This window comes from Actinomadura sp. ATCC 39365, assembly GCF_054392275.1.
On sequence record NZ_CP184335.1, the window covers coordinates 9,530,744 to 9,546,116 of the forward strand.

Sequence of the window (15,373 nt, forward strand, 5' to 3'; positions counted from 1 at the left end):
ACAGAAGGAGAAGGTCGGCCCGGGGCTATCCCACGTATGCCGACAAGTCGGGGTTCGCGGCGAGGAGCCGTCGCGTGTACTCGTGGGTGGAGGAGGAGGCGATGGTTTCCGGGGCGCCGACCTCGATGAGGTCGCCCTTGTACATCACGCCGACGCGGTCGGCCACCGACAGCACCAGGCTGAGGTTGTGGGTGATGAACAGGAAGCTGATGCCGTGCGAGCGGCGCAGCTGCAGGAGGAGGTTCATGACCTGGCCCTGGACGGAGACGTCGAGGGCGGAGGTGGGCTCGTCGGCGACGATGAGCCTGGGCTCGGCGGCGACCGCGCGCGCGATGGACACGCGCTGGCGCATGCCGCCGGACAGTTGTGAGGGCAGCTTGCGGGCGCAGTCGGCGGGCAGGCCGACCTCGTCGATCAGCTCGGCCACCCGCCGGTCGAGGTCCGCGCCGCGCAGCGGGGTCAGCTCGCGCAGCGGCTCGGCGATGATGCGGGCCACGGTGTGCCGGGGGTCGAGCGAGCTCTGCGGGTCCTGGAAGATCAGCTGGGTGGCGCGGCGGAAGGCGCGCTCGTCGCCGCGCAGCCCCGCTTCGGTGATGCGGTGCTCGCCGAAGGAGATGCTGCCCGAGGTCGGCCGTTCCAGGGCGCTGACCATGCGGCCGAGCGTCGTCTTGCCCGAGCCGGACTCGCCGACCAGGCCGAAGAACTCACCGGGCGCGATCTCCAGCGAGACGCCGCCGACCGCGCGCACGCTCGCTCTGCGACCGGTCCGGTAGACCTTGGTGACGTTCTCGATGACCAGGGGCGGGGTGCCGGTCACCGGCGCCGGCTCGTCGCCGAGCGCCGGCGTCTCGGTCACGGTCCCGCCGGAGCCCCCCGAGGTGGCCTCGGTGGCGGCCCGCAGCTTCGCCTCCGAGATCGTCGGGAATCCCGTACGGCGGCTGACGCCGAGCTGGGGCACGCATTCCAGCAGCGCCTTGGTGTACGGATGCGTAGGCTTGAGGAGGATGTCCATCTTGTCGCCGACCTCCACCAGCCTGCCCCGGTACATGACGGCGATCCGGTCGGCGATCTCGGCGGCGACGCCCATGTCATGGGTGATGAAGACGCAGGCGGTCCGATGCTCACGCTGCACGCGGCGGAACAGCGCCAGGATCTCGGCCTGCGTCGTCACGTCGAGCGCGGTGGTCGGCTCGTCGGCGATGAGGACGTCGGGGTCGGACATCAACGCCATGGCGATCATCACGCGCTGCTGCATGCCGCCGGACATCTGGTGCGGATAGAGCGCCATGATCCGGTCGGTGTCGGCCAGCCCTACCTCGGTGAGCAGGCTTCTGGCCTTGGCCTCGGCCTCGCGGCGCAGTCGGCTGCCCCGGCGCAGCGCCTGCCGGGGCAGCGCGCCCTCGGGCCGGTAGCCCTCGATGAGCTGCACGCCGACGCGCTGGGCGGGGTTGAGCGAGTCCAGGGCCTCCTGGAAGATCATCCCGATCCGGGCGCCCCGGTAGGCGCGCATGCCCTCGGCGCTCAGTCGCGTGACGTCCACGCCGCCGACCTCGATCGTGCCCTCGGTGTAGGCCGGGGCGACGAACTCCAGCAGGCGGATGATCGACAGCGCCGTCACGGTCTTGCCGCTGCCCGACTCCCCCACCACGCAGAGCGTCTGCCCGGAGGCGACGTCGAGGGTGAGCCGGTGGACGAGTTCCTGGGGCTCGGCGTCCTCCCGGGTGACGCCGATGGTCAGATCCGTCAGGTTGAGCAGCGACATGCGCGAGAGCTCCATTCCAGGCACCGGTCCCGTGCTCGAAGTGGGGCACGCAAACCCACACTGAGCTGCCGAAAAGCCATGTTCGAGCCAGATAGTTCTACAAAGGTTGACAGAGGGTCCCCCTACTGTCAACGGTTATTCCACGTTCGTAGACAGAGGGTCTATGGTGAACGTCTACATTCGTAGACAATACAGAAAGGGCAGGGCCTTGACCATGTCCACGCCTTCCCCCACGCCGGATCCGATCGTCGCCATCGCCACCGGTTACATGGGCGCCAAGCAGCTGTTCGCGGCCAGCCGCATCGGGCTGTTCGAGGCGCTCGCGGACGGCGAGCGCAGCGCCGGGGAGATCGCGGCGGCCACCGGCGTCACCCCCCGCATGGCCCGCATCCTGGCCGACAGCATGGCCGGGCTCGGCCTGCTGACCAGGACCGACGGCCGGTACGCCCTCGGCGCCGACGCGGCCGGCTACCTGGCCGGGCAGAAGTCGTCCGAGCTCGACCTCGGGCCGTTCCTCACCTTCCTCAACCAGATCAGCTACGGCCACTGGCTGCAGTTCGACACGACCGTGGACACCACCGAGCCGGGCGTCCTGGACACCTCCGGCGACCGGTGGGGCACGTTCATGGCCGGGGTGATGACGTACAACAGCCTGCACGCCAGGATGCTGGGCGGCGCGTTCGACTTCTCCGGCTTCCGCAGCCTGCTGGACCTGGGCGGCCTGTCCAGCGCCTTCGCCTTCGAGGCCCTGCGCGCCAACCCGGGGCTGCGGGCCTCCTTCGTGTACGACCCGACCTTCGCCGACTCCATCACCGCGCAGGTGGCCGAGGCCGGGTTCGCCGACCGGGCGGAGGTGACCGGCGTCCCGACCGACACGGCCACGCCCGCCGGCCCGTACGACCTGGTCATGGTCAACCACGTCATCCACCGCTTCGGCGTCGAGCAGAACCGGGCCATCCTGCGCAACGCCCGCGCGGCGGCGGCGCCGGGGGCGCGGCTGCTGCTGCTCGACTTCTTCCTCGACGACGACGCCGAGCAGCGGGCCATCGACGCGCTGCACGCCGGGGAGTACCTGGTGATCGACGGGACCGTCGTCTACGAGGAGTCGCAGGTGCGCGCCTGGCTCGACGAGGCCGCCTGGAAGCCGGTGGACAAGCTGGCCCTGCCGGGCAGCCCGCGCGTCATCGTGGCAGAAGCGGTCTGAGCACGACGCGGCCCGCGCCGCCGATCGGCGGCGCGGGCCGGAGCGCGCGGGTCAGGGCCGGGAAATGCGGTCGAAGAACGACTCCAGGTGCCGCTTCTGCAGCTCGACCGTGGAGAACTGCGGGCCGACCAGGCTCATCACGTTGGCGCCCGCGTTGAGCAGCACGAGCTCGTCCACCAGCTGCTCGTCGGGGATCGAGGTGTGGATGTCGCCGTCGGCGCGGCCCTCCTCGATCAGCCGGTGCAGCATGCCGCGCCAGGCACGCAGGTGCTCCAGGTACTTGTCGTACAGCTTGGGGTTGGTCAGCGAGGTCTGCCAGAAGATCAGCAGCACCCGGCCGGCCGTGATGCGCTCCTCGTCGATCGGCATCGCGGCCTCGCACATCTCGCGCAGCGCGCCCAGCCCGCGGCGGCCGTCGAGCTTGACGTAGCTGGTCACGATGGCCAGGGCGCGCTCGTACGTCGCCTCGATGATGTCTTCCTTGCCGGGGAAGTAGTGCTTGAGCGCGCCGTTGGCGAAGCCCGCCGCGTTCGCGATCTCGCGCATGGTGGCCGCCTCGATGCCCCCCTTCGTGATCAGGTCCCACGTGACGTCGATGATGTCGCTGCGACGCTGGTCGTGGTCGATGATCTTGGGCATGCGGCACCCCTCTGTACGGCGTTTCGTCTACCAGTGTAGGACAAAATGCCGGGAGGGCATGACCCGATCGTTAGCCGCGGGTGACCCGGACGTCATAGAGGGCGCCGGCGGTGTTCGTCTTGTGCGCGCAGGCCAGCCGTTCGATCTCGGCGGGGTCGGCTCCCCCGGCGATGAGATCGAGCAGGTGCTCGTGCTCCTCGACCGAACGGCGGGCCCGGCCCGGCAGATAGCCGAACACCGAGCGCCGCATGTGGTCCAGCCTGGTCCATTCGGCCTCCAGCAGGAAGTTCAGGTGCTCGTCGTCGCAGTGCTCGTAGACCGAGAAGTGGAAGGCGCGGTTGAGCGCGGTGAACGCGGCGGGGTCGAAGGAGTCGAGCGCCTGGAACAGCCGGGCGTTGATCTCGCGGGAGCGCGCCACGTCCGCCGGGCCCATGCGCGGGGCCGCGACGGCGGTCGCGTACCCCTCCAGGCGGGCCAGCACCTCCAGCGTGTGCCGCACCTGCGCCGCGTCGAAGACCGCGACGCGGGCGCCGACGTTGCGCACGACCTCCACGAGCCCGTCGGACTGCAGGCGGCGCAGCGCCTCGCGCAGGGGGATCGTGCTCACGCCGATCTCCCGCGCGAGGCGGTCCATGACGAGCTGGTAACCGGGGCTGTAGGTGCCGTCCAGGATGCGCGAACGCAGGATCTCGTAGCTGAGCTCCGCCTTCGACGCGACTCCGCCGGTGCTCGTCACGTGCCGAGCACCGGGCCGGACGCCGCGTCGGAGGCCGTGCCCGACGCCGTGCCCGACGCCGTGCCGAGCGCCTCGCGGAGCACGGCGCGGAACTCGGGGCCGGCCAGCGCGCCGCGGTGGTCGCCGGGGACGGTGACCAGCCGGGCGCCGGGGGCCAGCGCGACGACGTTCTCGATGCCGGAGGTCATCATGTCCTGCGCGCCCGCCACGAACACCGGCGGCGTGCGCCCGGCCCAGCCCTTGGGCTCGAACGGCGTGCCGCGCAGGCCCTCGACCAGCCGCACCAGCCCGGCGGCCCGCTCCGGGTCGCCGCCGGAGGCGCCCGCGATCATCGCCGCGATCATGCCGGTCATCGGGTCGCCCGGCTCGCCGCCCGCGACGGCCGAGCGCAGCGCCGCCACGTCGAGCGCGGCGAACGGCTCGAACGGGCTGAGCCCGCCCAGCACGACCGCGCGCACCCGGTCGGGCGCCAGCTCCGGCAGCTCCCAGGCGAGCCGAGCGCCGAGCGAGTACCCCACCACGTCGACCGGCCCGTCGCCGGTCAGGGCGAGCAGCGCGGCCGCGATCTCGGATGCGCCCGCCGGCCCGGCCGGGACCGGGCTCTCGCCGTGACCGGGCAGGTCGGGCACGACGACCACGCGCCCGGCCGCGGCCAGCTCCGCCGCGATCCCGGTCTCCACCCAGTCCTGCCGCCCGCTGGAGGCGAACCCGTGCAGCAGCAGCACGGGCGGCGCCCCGGCGGGCCGGTCGGGCGTGAACGTCTGTACGGCCGTCATGTGCGCCGGCTCCTTCATCTCGTCTGGTACGCGGGTACGGGGAAGTCGACGACCACCTGGCCGGTGCCGCTGCTGCCGAAGTACGGGCAGAGCTGCTCGCCCCGACCGGTGTACTCGCGCCAGCCCAGCAGCCCGAACAGCATGGCGGTGTCGGCCATCGCCCCCTCGCCGGTGCAACGCTCGTTGTAGTCGGGCAACATGTCGAGGAACTCCGGGATGCGCCCTTCGTCCCACATCTCCAGCACCGCGTGGTCCACCTTGCGGTTCAGCTCGCTGCTCACGTCGTCGAGCAGCGACTCGGCGATCTCGTTGGGCGGGAAGGCGTGCGAGAGGGACCCGCTGGCCAGGAAGGCCACCTTCCTGTCGCTGCGAAGCACGGCCCGCAGCAGCGCCTCGCCGATCCGCCGGTTCTCCTCGACGGTCGAGTAGATGTTGCAGCCGATGGGCAGGACCCGGATGTCGGAGTCCTGGTTCATGAAGTACATCGGCACGAGTGTGGCGTACTCCAGGCCCAGGTCCTGGTAGGTGTGCACGCGGGCCTTCTGGCCGCCCGCGACGATCTCCTCGCGGATCAGCTCGGCCAGCTCGGGATCGCCCGCGTAGTCGTAGGCGAGGTCGTGGATGAAGTGCGGCAACTCATGGCTGACGTACGTGGCCTGGTGGCGCGGCTTGCCGTTGAGGTGGAAGCCGATGCTGTTCATCCAATGGGTGTCGGCGATCAGGAACGTGTCCGCGCCGCGCTCGCGCGCCCGCCTGCCGACCTCGGTGAGGGCGAGCTCCGCGGGCCGGCGGATGCCGAAGTGTTTGCCGGGCTGGATCGACAGCCAGATCGACGGCACGTGCGTGATCTTGGCGGCCAGCACGATCTCACCCATCACGCCACTCCCCGGCCTGCTTGGGCGGTCTGAACCATCATCCGCACTCTCCTCTCCACTGATGACGTGATGAGCATCATGTAGGCATCTGAGGGGGTATGTCGATATTCTTCCACATGTCATAACATAAATGATGTCGTATATGATTTGGAAGGAGACGAGGTGGGACACCCTCTCGGACTGTCACCAGGGAAGATCGTCGCGGTCCATCTGAACTACCGCGGCCGGGCCGCCGAGCGCGGTCGCACCCCTGCCGTCCCCTCCTACTTCCTCAAGCCGCCGACGTCCCTGTCCTGGTCCGGACGGCCCGTGGTACGTCCCGAGGGGTGCGAGCTGCTGGCGTTCGAGGGCGAGATCGGCGTCCTGATCGGCAGCCGCGCCCATCGCGTCTCCCCCGAGCACGCGCTGGAGCACGTGGCCGGGTACGTGGCGACCAACGACTTCGGCGTCTACGACTTCAAGCACGCCGACCTCGGCTCCAACCTGCGGGCCAAGGGCCAGGACGGGTTCACCCCGGTCGGCTCCGAACTGCTCACCGGCGCCGATCCCGGACGGTTGTGGCTGCGCACGTACGTCAACGGGAAGCTCGCCCAGGAAGCGTGCACCGACGAGCTGCTGTTCGGTTTCGACCTGCTCATCGCCGACCTGTCCCGGTACATGACGCTGGAGCCCGGCGACCTGATCCTGGCCGGCACCCCGGCGGGCTCGACCGTCGTACGGCCCGGCGACGTGGTGGAGGTCGAGCTGGAGGGCACGGCCCGGCTGCGCAACGAGGTCGTCGCCGGCCAGGGGCCACCCGCGGCGTACGGCGTCCAGCCCCAGGTCACCGAGGCGACCAGGGCCGCCGCGTACGGCGCCGCCCACCCCGCCCCCGGCCCCCTGACCCCGGAGGTCGTCGCCGCGCTGCGCTCGGTCTCGACCGCGACGCTCTCCTCCCAGCTCCGCGCGCGCGGCATCGACCACCACTTCATCGAGGGCGTCCGCCCCGCCCGTCCCGACCTGCGCATGGTCGGCGTCGCACGCACCCTGCGCTACCTGCCGCTGCGCGAGGACGTCTTCGCCGAGCGCGGCGGCGGCATGAACGCCCAGAAGCGCACCGTCGAGGAGCTCCAGCCGGGCGAGGTGCTGGTCATCTCCGCCCGCGGCGAGCACGGCGCGGGCACGCTGGGCGACATCCTGGCCATGCGCGCCCTGCGCCGCGGCGCGGCCGGCGTCGTCACCGACGGCGGCCTGCGCGACAGCCCCTCCTTCGCCTCGCTCGACCTGCCCGCCTACTACGGCGCCGCGCACGCCGCCGTGCTCGGCCGCCGCCACGTCCCGATGGACTCCCAGGTGCCGGTGGACTGCGGCGGCGTGCTGGTGTGCCCCGGCGACGTGCTGGTGGGCGACGCCGAAGGAGTCGTCGTCATCCCGCCCGCGCTGGTCGCCGAGGTCGCCGGCGACGCCGCCCGGCAGGAGGACGAGGAGCGTTTCATCCTCGATCGCGTCTGCGAGGGAGCCTCGATCGACGGCCTCTACCCGCTGAAGGGCGCCTGGCGCGAGGCGTACGAGCAGCAGCGCTGACCCCCCAAGAAGGAGAACCCATGAAGTTCCGCTCGGATCCGTCGACCATTCGCGGATCCATCGCCCCCGTGGTGACGCCGTTCGCCGCCGACGGGTCGCTGGACCTCGACTCGTTGCGCTCGCTGGTGCGCTGGCAGCTCGACCAGGGCTCGCACGGCGTCTCGACCGGCGGGTCCACCGGCGAGCCAGGCGCCCAGTCCGTCGAGGAGCGCGTCGCGGCGATGGCCGTGGTGGCCGAGGAGACCGCCGACCGGGTGCCCTTCCTGCCCGGCACCGGCTCGGCCAAGCTCGACGAGACCCTGCGGCTGACCGCCGAGGCCGAGCGCCCGGGCGCCGACGCCGCGCTGGTCATCACGCCCTACTACGCCCGTCCCACCCAGGAAGCCCTCTACCGGTGGTACGCCACGGTCGCCGCCGAGTTCCCCGCGCTGCCGATCGTGATCTACAACGTGCCCTCGCGCACCGCCGTCGACATCGCCCCCGCGACCGTGGCCAGGCTGCGCCGCGACCACGACAACATCGTCGGCATCAAGGAGACCACCAAGGACTTCGAGCACTTCTCGCACGTGCTCAACCTGTGCGGGCGCGACTTCCTCATGTGGTCCGGCATCGAGCTGCTCTGCCTGCCGCTGCTGGCCATCGGCGGCGTCGGCTTCGTCAGCGCGGCGGCCAACCTCGCGCCGAAGACCGTGGCCCGCATGTACGAGGCGTACACGTCCGGCGACCACGCGACCGCGCTGGAGCTGCACTACTCGCTGCACCCGCTGGTCGAGCTGCTGTTCGTGGAGACGAACCCGGCGCCCGCCAAGTGGGTGCTGGAGCAGCGCGGCCTGATCGCCTCCGGCCACGTACGGGCCCCCTGATCACCCCCACCGAGCCCGGCATCGCCCGGATCAACGAACTACTGGCACAGAGCGAGGGAGTCGCCTGATGAAACTGGAGCACTACATCGGCGGCCGGCACGTCCCGAGCCAGTCCGGTGCGACCTTCACCGCGCTCGACCCGACCACGAACGAGCCGTACCTGGAGGTGGCCGCGGGCGGCGCGGCCGACGTGGACGCGGCCGTCGCCGCCGCCCAGAAGGCGTTCACCGACGGCCCGTGGAGCACGATGCCCGCCGAGCAGCGGGCCGGGACGCTGCGCGCGGTCGCGGCGGCCATCGAGTCCAGGGACGACGAGATCGCCGCGCTGGAGTGCCGGGACACCGGCCTGCCGATCACCCAGGCCCGCGGCCAGGCCCGCCGCGCGGCGCACAACTTCCGCTTCTTCGCCGACGTGATCACCACCATGGGCGAGGACGTCTACCGCGTCGGCTCCGCGCAGCTCAACTACGTCGTGCGCAAGCCGGTCGGCGTGGCCGGGCTGATCACGCCGTGGAACACGCCGTTCATGCTGGAGACCTGGAAGCTGGCCCCGGCGCTGGCGGCCGGGTGCCCGGTGGTGCTCAAGCCGGCCGAGTGGTCACCGGCGTCGGCGAGCCTGCTGCCGGAGATCATGGAGGAGGCCGGGCTGCCCGAGGGCGTGTTCAACCTGGTCCACGGCATCGGCGAGGACGCGGGCGCGGCCCTGGTGGCCCACCCCGACGTGCCGGTGATCTCCTTCACCGGCGAGAGCGGCACCGGGCAGACCATCATGCGCAACGCCGCGTCGTCGCTGAAGACGTTGTCGATGGAGCTGGGCGGCAAGTCGCCGCTGCTCGTCTTCGCGGACGCCGACCTGGAGCGGGCGCTCGACGCGGCCGTCTTCGGCGTGTTCTCGCTGAACGGCGAGCGCTGCACGGCCAGCTCGCGGATCCTCGTCCAGGACACCGTGTACGAGGAGTTCGTGGCCAGGCTGGCCGAGCGGGCCGCGCGGGTACGCGTCGGCGCGCCCGGCGACCCCGCCACCGAGCTGGGCGCGCTCATCCATCCCGAGCACTACGAGCGGGTCATGGAGTACGTCGAGCTCGGCTCGCGCGAGGGCGCCCGCCTGGTCGCCGGCGGTTCCCGGCCCGAGCACCTGACGGCGGGCAACTTCCTGGCCGCGACGGTGTTCGCCGACGTGGCCCCGACCATGCGGATCTTCCAGGAGGAGATCTTCGGACCGGTCGTCTGCGTGACGCCCTTCTCCACCGAGACGGAGGCGGTGGAGCTGGCCAACGCGACCCGGTACGGCCTGGCGGCGTACCTGTGGACCAACGACCTGCGCCGGACGCACCGGCTGGCCCAGTCGATCGAGGCGGGCATGGTCTGGGTCAACTCCCAGAACGTGCGCGACCTGCGCACGCCGTTCGGCGGGGTGAAGGCCAGCGGCGTGGGCCGGGAGGGCGGCAGGCACAGCATCGACGTCTACACCGAGTCGCACATCGTGCACCTGGCCACCGAGGACCTGCCGATCCCCCGGTTCGGAGCCGCCTGAGCCGGCACGTCCTCCGCCGGGCCGCTCCTTCGGCCCGGCGTGGGACGTGGACGCCGAGAAGTGCGCGGAGTTACGCTCCCGGTGGCCGATACGGCGGTGATGGCCATCTTTGGGGGGGAACCCAATGAGCTACACACTTTTGCGCGGCAGCTTCGTGATTCGTTACCCGGACCTTCCCCGGCAGGGCCCCGAGCCCGACGGCGACACGATCAAGTTCAGGCCGGACACGCCCGCGCTGGTCGAAGGGCTGGCCCGGCCGTCCGGACGGCCGCCGGAGCTCAGCGCGCGCGGCATCTCCGTCCGCCTGGAGGCCATCGACGCCCTCGAGACCCACTTCCAGGACACCCACCAGGAGCTGACCGGCGCGAACGCCGCCCGCGACGAGCTGCTGCGCCTGCTCGGCTTCACGAACGTGCACTTCTACGACGACCTGCCCAACAAGGTCCGCTCTGCCGACCAGGACGAGCTGCGCGGGCACGTCCTCAGCAACGGCATCGACGCCAACGGCCGGCTGATCGGCTTCGCGTTCACCGGCGAGCACCCCGGGCCCGACGGGCAGGCCGTGTTCCTCGACGAGGCACTGGTGGACACGTCGGCGAACGCCAGGCTGCTGGCCACCGGGCTGACGTACCCGGCCTTCTACGCCACGCTGCCCGCGACGCTGCGCACGCACCTGGCCGGCGTGTCGCGTGCGGCCAGGACGGCGGCGTCGCCCACCGGCATCTGGCCACGTTCGGCCGCCGACCCCGACGGGCCCGCCGAGGTCGGCTCGCTGGACGCGCTCACCGGGCTCGTCATGTGGCCGAAGCTGTTCCGTCGGCTGGTGCCCTACCTGGCGACCGGGGCGGCGAACCTCGACGGCTTCGACGCCTGGCTCCGGGCCGACCCCGTCAACCGGGACGACGCGGTGTTCCTGCTGGACCGGCTCGAACACGGCAACCTGCACGACGTGATCCGGGCCTCGGGCACCCAGATCCAGCTCACGGCCTGGCCCGAGGACTTCGTCATCAGCCCCGACCCGGCGCCGCCCGGCGCGCCCGTCGTCGCGCGCCCGCCGTCCACCGGGGACGTGCTGATCGTGGCCGCGCTGCCCGACCCGGTGGGGGCCGACCGGGGGCACGAGACCGTCACCCTCCTCAACGTCACCGGCCGGTCCGTGGACCTCGGCGGGTGGGGGCTGGCGGACTCGAAGGGCGGGCGCATGGAGCTGACGGGGGTGCTGGCGGGCGGGGGCGTGCTGCAGGTCGTGCTCGACGGCCGGGTACAGCTCCGCAACCAGGGCGAAACCATCCTCCTCGTCTCCCCCGAGGGCGTCACGATCGACCAGGCCACCTACAAACCCGACCACGTCCGCCCCGGCCACACCATCTGCTTCGGCCGCTGACCACCCCGTCCCCCCACCCGCCCGCGCAGGAACCCGCCTCACACAGGAAGCCCCGCCCCGCCGCGTCCCTCGTCCTGAACGCCTTCCGCCTTGCATGGGGGAACCCCCGCCCTGAGCGCCCGCGTTTCGGCGGTGCTCAGGGCGAGGGGCAGGCGGGTGGTGGTCAGGTGAGCAGGGTTGCCAAGGCGTCCGCCGTGGCCGGATGGGTGGTGAGGAGGGTTTCGACCTCGCGGTGCCGGGGCCCGGCGGCAGGGGTGGTCTGCTGCCAGCCGCCTTCGCAGCCCAGCAGCCCCGCCACCGCGTCGCACGTCGCCGGATGACCCGCCAGCAGCTCGGCGACCGGCCCGGACGCGACCGCGGGGGCCGCCTTCGGCGCGGCAGCCGCCGTACGGGCCCACGGCGGTGTCCAGGCGTCGACCGCCGTCAGGCTGCCGGGGAACGTGCGCCCGGCCTCCCGGACGAGGACCGGCATCAGCTCGCCCGCCTGGTCGCGCAGCGTCGTGATCAGCTTCGGCAACCACGGCAGCAGCACCTGGTCGGGCAGCCGTCCGAACGCCTTGGAGATCACCTCCACCACGAACCCGGACAGCGCCGGAGCCGGCTCCATCGCCTGCACGAACCCGGTGATGTACTGCGGGAACGACGGGATGACCAGCGGGTTGCCGAGCAGCTCGTCGCACCGCGACCGCAGCTCGGCCAGCGGCAGCAGCCCCAGCAGGTGCTGGGCGGCCCACAGCAGCGCCACCTTGGCCGGCGCCTCCGGATGCGACTGCCGCACCGCGATCTCCAGCTGCGCCCGGTCGCACCCGAGCGCCAGCGCCAGCCCCTCCATCGTGAACAGGAACCCGAGCATCGCCGACACCTGCCGCACCCCGGTGTCGTCCTCGACGAACGCGGTGGGGAGCAGGGTGCAGTAGTGCGCGTACCCCTCGGTCACGAACGCCTCGCACCACGCCGGCAGCGTGGGTTCGGCGGTGCGGTAGTAGGCCAGCAGGCGGCGGATGCGGCGCAGCACGTCGGGCGCGTCGTCGACGCCGCGCTCGGTGGCGAGCAGCTCCACCGCCCGCGCGCCCAGCTCGTCGGCGACGCGCCCGCCACCCAGGTAGAGGATGGCGTCCTCGACGGCGGCCAGGGCCACGGCGGCGGTGGCGTCCGGCTCCCAGACCGCGCGCCGCAGCCGCTGTTCGACCACCTGCTCGATGGTGACGCCCTCGTAGCCGAGCTCGATGATGGCCCGCTGGTTGCGGCCGAGCGCGAGGTCCCAGCTCTCCTGGATGGGCCGCTCGCCGAGCTTGCGCTCGCCCATGATCGGCCGGGCCGCGTCGGCGGGCAGCAGGAAGCGCAGCATCCACAGCAGGTCGGAGCAGGGCCGCAGCTCCGGGTCGGAGTGCAGGTCGAGCAGCGCCCGCTGGATCGTGCGCTTGTCGAAGTCGACGCCGAGCGGCCGCAGCCGGTCGTAGACGTTCTGGGCCAGCGGCGGCAGCGCGTCGTAGCCGACCGAGCCGATGCGGTCGCCGCCGAGCAGGATCTCGCACAGGCGCCGCACGTCGCGCCGGCCCGGCACGACGTCCTTCTCGATGCAGGTGACCGCCGCGTCCTGGAAGTCGTACGGCGTGGGCCTGGCCCGGTTGCGCATGCCGGCCAGCAGGATCGACGTCTCGAACACCGCGATGGCGTCGGCGGTGCTGGCGAGGTAGCCGTTGCGCCGGGCCAGCCGGACGATGTCGACGCTCCAGCCCAGCAGCTCGGCCTCGTCGAGCGCGTCGAGCGTGGGCGGCCTGGACAGGAACCCGGTCAGCCGGTCGGCGACCTGCGCCGGCGCGGCCGGCGCGGGCAGCTTGACCGGCCGTTTCCGCGCCCCCTTCTGCCCGCTGAGCTGGAACGGGGTCAGCTTGCTCCGCGTCACCGCCTTGGCCCAGGTGGCGGCGGCGATCGACACCGACCCCGAGGCCAGCCCGAACTGCGCCTCGATGGCCGAGTGGCTGGAGGGGATCAGCCCGTACAGCCAGCGGGTCGCGGTGCGGGGGCCGATCTCGTACGGAGCCGTGGCGGCCGGGCCGAACTGCTCGACGCGGCTGGCGGCGTGGAAGGCGCCGCAGACGTAGAGGCAGTCGGCCGGGTCGGCGCCCGAGGCGGACAGGTGCTCGCGCATCCTGGTCCACATGTAGCGCTCGCGCTCCTCGTCGCCGGCCAGCCGGTCGTCGTCGGGGCGCAACCGGCGGAACAGGCTGCCGATGAGGACCATGACCTGGCGGTAGGTGTCGTAGTCGGCGCCGGAGAGCGGCTGCTCGACGTACTGGTCCCACCACTCCGACCAGTGGCGGACCTTGCCGTGGTGGAGCAGGTGCTCCTCCAGCTCGGCGAAGCGGGGGCGCAGGTCGCCGATCTCCACGCCGACGGCGTCGCCGTGCAGGCCGGCCTCCTCCCCCGGTTTCGCCGGCTCCTCCCGTTCGCGCGGCAGCCACTGGAAGACGTGGTCGGCCGAGCGGTCGACCAGCACCAGCTCGACGCCCGGGGTCTCCAGCGCGTACGAGATGGCCTGGTACTCGGCCGACGCCTCGGTGATCGGGGCCACCACGCTCAGCGGCCCCGATCCCTTGGGGAAACCGTCGAGGTCGGTCGCGAACGCCTGGAGCGCCACCGGGAGCCGGCAGTTGCGCAGCTCGGTCAGCAGCGGGGCCAGGTCTTCGCAGAGCTCCAGGTAGATGACCTTGGGCTGCTTCTCCCGCAGGCGGCGCACCATGGCCAGCGCCGAGGCCGGCGAATGGTGGCAGACCGGGAAGATCTCCAGCTCCTCGCGCAGCGCCCGGTCGACGTCCTCGACGATGCCGGTGAGGATGGACGACACCGCGCCGGCGCCCGCGAAGGCCGAGGCGGCCTCGCTGAGCTGCTCCTTCAGCGGTTGGAAGAGGCTCATGACAGGGTGGAGATGGCCTGGCGGCCGCCCTCGAGGAAGTCCTGCCACGGGCCGCCGTCCTTCTTGCTGCGCGGCTCGACCACACCGTGCCAGTACTTGTTGAGGATGGCCAGGTCCTCCGGGCTGCGCCGGGCCAGCGAGCCGACCAGCGAGCCGGCCAGCGTATCGGGGCGCAGCGTGCGGTCGCCGAAGAAGTGGCTGTGCAGGATGGCGTCCTCCAGCACGCCGATCTGCTCGGCCGTGGACAGCGCGGACTCCAGCTTCTCGTCGTCGCTGGTCGCCGAGGCGGCCGCGGCCCGCAGGTCGGCGAAGCTCTGCAGCAGGATGTCCAGCAGCGTGGGCGGCAGGTCGAGCTCGATCTGGTGCCGGCGCAGCAGCTCCTCGGTACGGAACCGGACGATCTCCGCCTCGCTCTTCTTGTTCGTCACCACCGGGATGCGGACGAAGTTGAAGCGGCGCTTGAGCGCGGAGGACAGGTCGTTGACGCCCCGGTCGCGGCTGTTGGCGGTGGCGATGATCGAGAAGCCGGGCTGGGCGAAGACGATGTTGTCGTCGTCGAGCTCGGGGATGGAGACGTACTTCTCCGACAGGATGGAGATCAGCGCGTCCTGGACGTCGCTGGTCGAGCGGGTCAGCTCCTCGAAGCGGCCGATCACGCCCTGCTCCATGGCGTTCATGATCGGCGAGGGGATCATCGACTCGCGCGACTGGCCCTTGGCGATGACCATCGAGACGTTCCACGAGTATTTGATGTGGTCTTCGGTGGTGCCCGCGGTGCCCTGCACGACCAGCGTGGAGTTGCGGGAGATCGCCGCGGACAGCAGCTCGGCCAGCCAGCTCTTGCCCGTGCCCGGGTCGCCGATCAGCAGCAGGCCGCGGTCGGAGGCCAGCGTCACGATGCTGCGCTCGACGAAGCTGCGGTCACCGAACCACTTCTGCGGGATCTCGCGGTCGAGCCCGTCGGAGCGCTCGGAGCCGAGGATGAAGATGCGGATCATGCGCGGGCTGAGCCGCCACGAGAACGGCTTGGGGCCGTCGTCGACCGACTCCAGCCAGTCGAGCTCGTCGGCGTACTTCACCTCTGCGGGGGCGCGCAGCATGTCACTCATGGTCGGGGGTT

12 protein-coding genes are annotated in these 15,373 nt (G+C 71.7%); 5 read left to right on the forward strand and 7 right to left on the reverse strand.

What is annotated here, in order from left to right:
• Positions 1 to 25 precede the first annotated feature (25 nt).
• Positions 26 to 1,762 carry a dipeptide ABC transporter ATP-binding protein gene (locus ACNF49_RS45620; RefSeq protein ID WP_357979611.1) on the reverse strand — a complete coding sequence of 579 codons (1,737 nt, stop codon included), beginning with the start codon at positions 1,760 to 1,762 and terminating at the stop codon, positions 26 to 28.
• 214 nt (positions 1,763 to 1,976) lie between these two features.
• Between ACNF49_RS45620 and ACNF49_RS45625 the strand changes: the two genes are divergently transcribed.
• Positions 1,977 to 2,966, forward strand: coding sequence for a methyltransferase (locus tag ACNF49_RS45625; protein WP_357979609.1), 990 nt, complete (start codon positions 1,977 to 1,979; stop codon positions 2,964 to 2,966).
• A gap of 51 nt (positions 2,967 to 3,017) precedes the next feature.
• Here the strand turns inward: ACNF49_RS45625 and ACNF49_RS45630 are convergent, their stop codons facing one another.
• The 4 genes from ACNF49_RS45630 to hpaD form a co-directional block, all read right to left on the reverse strand.
• Positions 3,018 to 3,605 (reverse strand): TetR/AcrR family transcriptional regulator, encoded by a 588-nt coding sequence (locus ACNF49_RS45630; protein WP_352352627.1) that lies wholly within the window; start codon positions 3,603 to 3,605, stop codon positions 3,018 to 3,020.
• A 70-nt stretch (positions 3,606 to 3,675) separates the two neighbouring features.
• The gene (locus ACNF49_RS45635; RefSeq protein WP_482941628.1) at positions 3,676 to 4,341 is read right to left on the reverse strand and encodes a GntR family transcriptional regulator; all 666 of its coding nucleotides are present in this window, start codon (positions 4,339 to 4,341) and stop codon (positions 3,676 to 3,678) included.
• Positions 4,338 to 5,117 carry an alpha/beta fold hydrolase gene (locus ACNF49_RS45640; RefSeq protein WP_482941629.1) on the reverse strand — a complete coding sequence of 260 codons (780 nt, stop codon included), beginning with the start codon at positions 5,115 to 5,117 and terminating at the stop codon, positions 4,338 to 4,340. The genes ACNF49_RS45635 and ACNF49_RS45640 overlap by 4 nt, the downstream gene beginning before the upstream one ends.
• A gap of 14 nt (positions 5,118 to 5,131) precedes the next feature.
• Complete coding sequence (gene hpaD / locus ACNF49_RS45645; protein WP_357979593.1) at positions 5,132 to 5,992, reverse strand: 3,4-dihydroxyphenylacetate 2,3-dioxygenase; 861 nt, start codon at positions 5,990 to 5,992, stop codon at positions 5,132 to 5,134.
• Between the two features lie 162 nt (positions 5,993 to 6,154).
• Between hpaD and ACNF49_RS45650 the strand changes: the two genes are divergently transcribed.
• The 4 genes from ACNF49_RS45650 (at position 6,155) to ACNF49_RS45665 (ending at position 11,336) form a co-directional block, all read left to right on the forward strand.
• Positions 6,155 to 7,555: a fumarylacetoacetate hydrolase family protein gene (locus ACNF49_RS45650; protein ID WP_482941630.1), complete on the forward strand. Its 1,401-nt coding sequence runs from the start codon at positions 6,155 to 6,157 to the stop codon at positions 7,553 to 7,555.
• A 20-nt stretch (positions 7,556 to 7,575) separates the two neighbouring features.
• On the forward strand, positions 7,576 to 8,418 hold the full coding sequence (gene dapA / locus ACNF49_RS45655) for a 4-hydroxy-tetrahydrodipicolinate synthase (RefSeq protein WP_482941631.1): 843 nt from the start codon (positions 7,576 to 7,578) through the stop codon (positions 8,416 to 8,418).
• A 67-nt stretch (positions 8,419 to 8,485) separates the two neighbouring features.
• Positions 8,486 to 9,952 carry a 5-carboxymethyl-2-hydroxymuconate semialdehyde dehydrogenase gene (gene hpaE, locus ACNF49_RS45660; protein ID WP_357979587.1) on the forward strand — a complete coding sequence of 489 codons (1,467 nt, stop codon included), beginning with the start codon at positions 8,486 to 8,488 and terminating at the stop codon, positions 9,950 to 9,952.
• Positions 9,953 to 10,076: 124 nt separating this feature from the next.
• Positions 10,077 to 11,336, forward strand: a complete 1,260-nt coding sequence (locus tag ACNF49_RS45665) for a lamin tail domain-containing protein (protein WP_482941632.1) — start codon at positions 10,077 to 10,079, stop codon at positions 11,334 to 11,336.
• Between the two features lie 163 nt (positions 11,337 to 11,499).
• On the opposite strand, the gene ACNF49_RS45670 is transcribed toward ACNF49_RS45665, so the two are convergent.
• Both ACNF49_RS45670 and ACNF49_RS45675 read right to left on the reverse strand, forming a co-directional pair.
• Complete coding sequence (locus tag ACNF49_RS45670; protein ID WP_482941633.1) at positions 11,500 to 14,253, reverse strand: DUF5682 family protein; 2,754 nt, start codon at positions 14,251 to 14,253, stop codon at positions 11,500 to 11,502.
• The gene (locus ACNF49_RS45675) at positions 14,250 to 15,362 is read right to left on the reverse strand and encodes an ATP-binding protein (RefSeq protein ID WP_357693738.1); all 1,113 of its coding nucleotides are present in this window, start codon (positions 15,360 to 15,362) and stop codon (positions 14,250 to 14,252) included. Before ACNF49_RS45675 ends, ACNF49_RS45670 begins: the two co-directional genes overlap by 4 nt.
• Positions 15,363 to 15,373: the final 11 nt, after the last annotated feature.

What these genes read in the sequence shown, in the direction of transcription:
- ACNF49_RS45640 (WP_482941629.1), bottom strand. Translation starts at nt 5,117, where the DNA reads ATGACGGCCGTACAGACGTTCACGCCCGACCGGCCCGCCGGGGCGCCG.
- hpaD (WP_357979593.1), bottom strand. Translation starts at nt 5,992, where the DNA reads ATGGGTGAGATCGTGCTGGCCGCCAAGATCACGCACGTGCCGTCGATC.
- ACNF49_RS45630 (WP_352352627.1), bottom strand. Translation starts at nt 3,605, where the DNA reads ATGCCCAAGATCATCGACCACGACCAGCGTCGCAGCGACATCATCGAC.
- ACNF49_RS45675 (WP_357693738.1), bottom strand. Translation starts at nt 15,362, where the DNA reads ATGAGTGACATGCTGCGCGCCCCCGCAGAGGTGAAGTACGCCGACGAG.
- ACNF49_RS45670 (WP_482941633.1), bottom strand. Translation starts at nt 14,253, where the DNA reads ATGAGCCTCTTCCAACCGCTGAAGGAGCAGCTCAGCGAGGCCGCCTCG.
- ACNF49_RS45620 (WP_357979611.1), bottom strand. Translation starts at nt 1,762, where the DNA reads ATGTCGCTGCTCAACCTGACGGATCTGACCATCGGCGTCACCCGGGAG.
- ACNF49_RS45665 (WP_482941632.1), top strand. Translation starts at nt 10,077, where the DNA reads ATGAGCTACACACTTTTGCGCGGCAGCTTCGTGATTCGTTACCCGGAC.
- ACNF49_RS45625 (WP_357979609.1), top strand. Translation starts at nt 1,977, where the DNA reads ATGTCCACGCCTTCCCCCACGCCGGATCCGATCGTCGCCATCGCCACC.
- hpaE (WP_357979587.1), top strand. Translation starts at nt 8,486, where the DNA reads ATGAAACTGGAGCACTACATCGGCGGCCGGCACGTCCCGAGCCAGTCC.
- dapA (WP_482941631.1), top strand. Translation starts at nt 7,576, where the DNA reads ATGAAGTTCCGCTCGGATCCGTCGACCATTCGCGGATCCATCGCCCCC.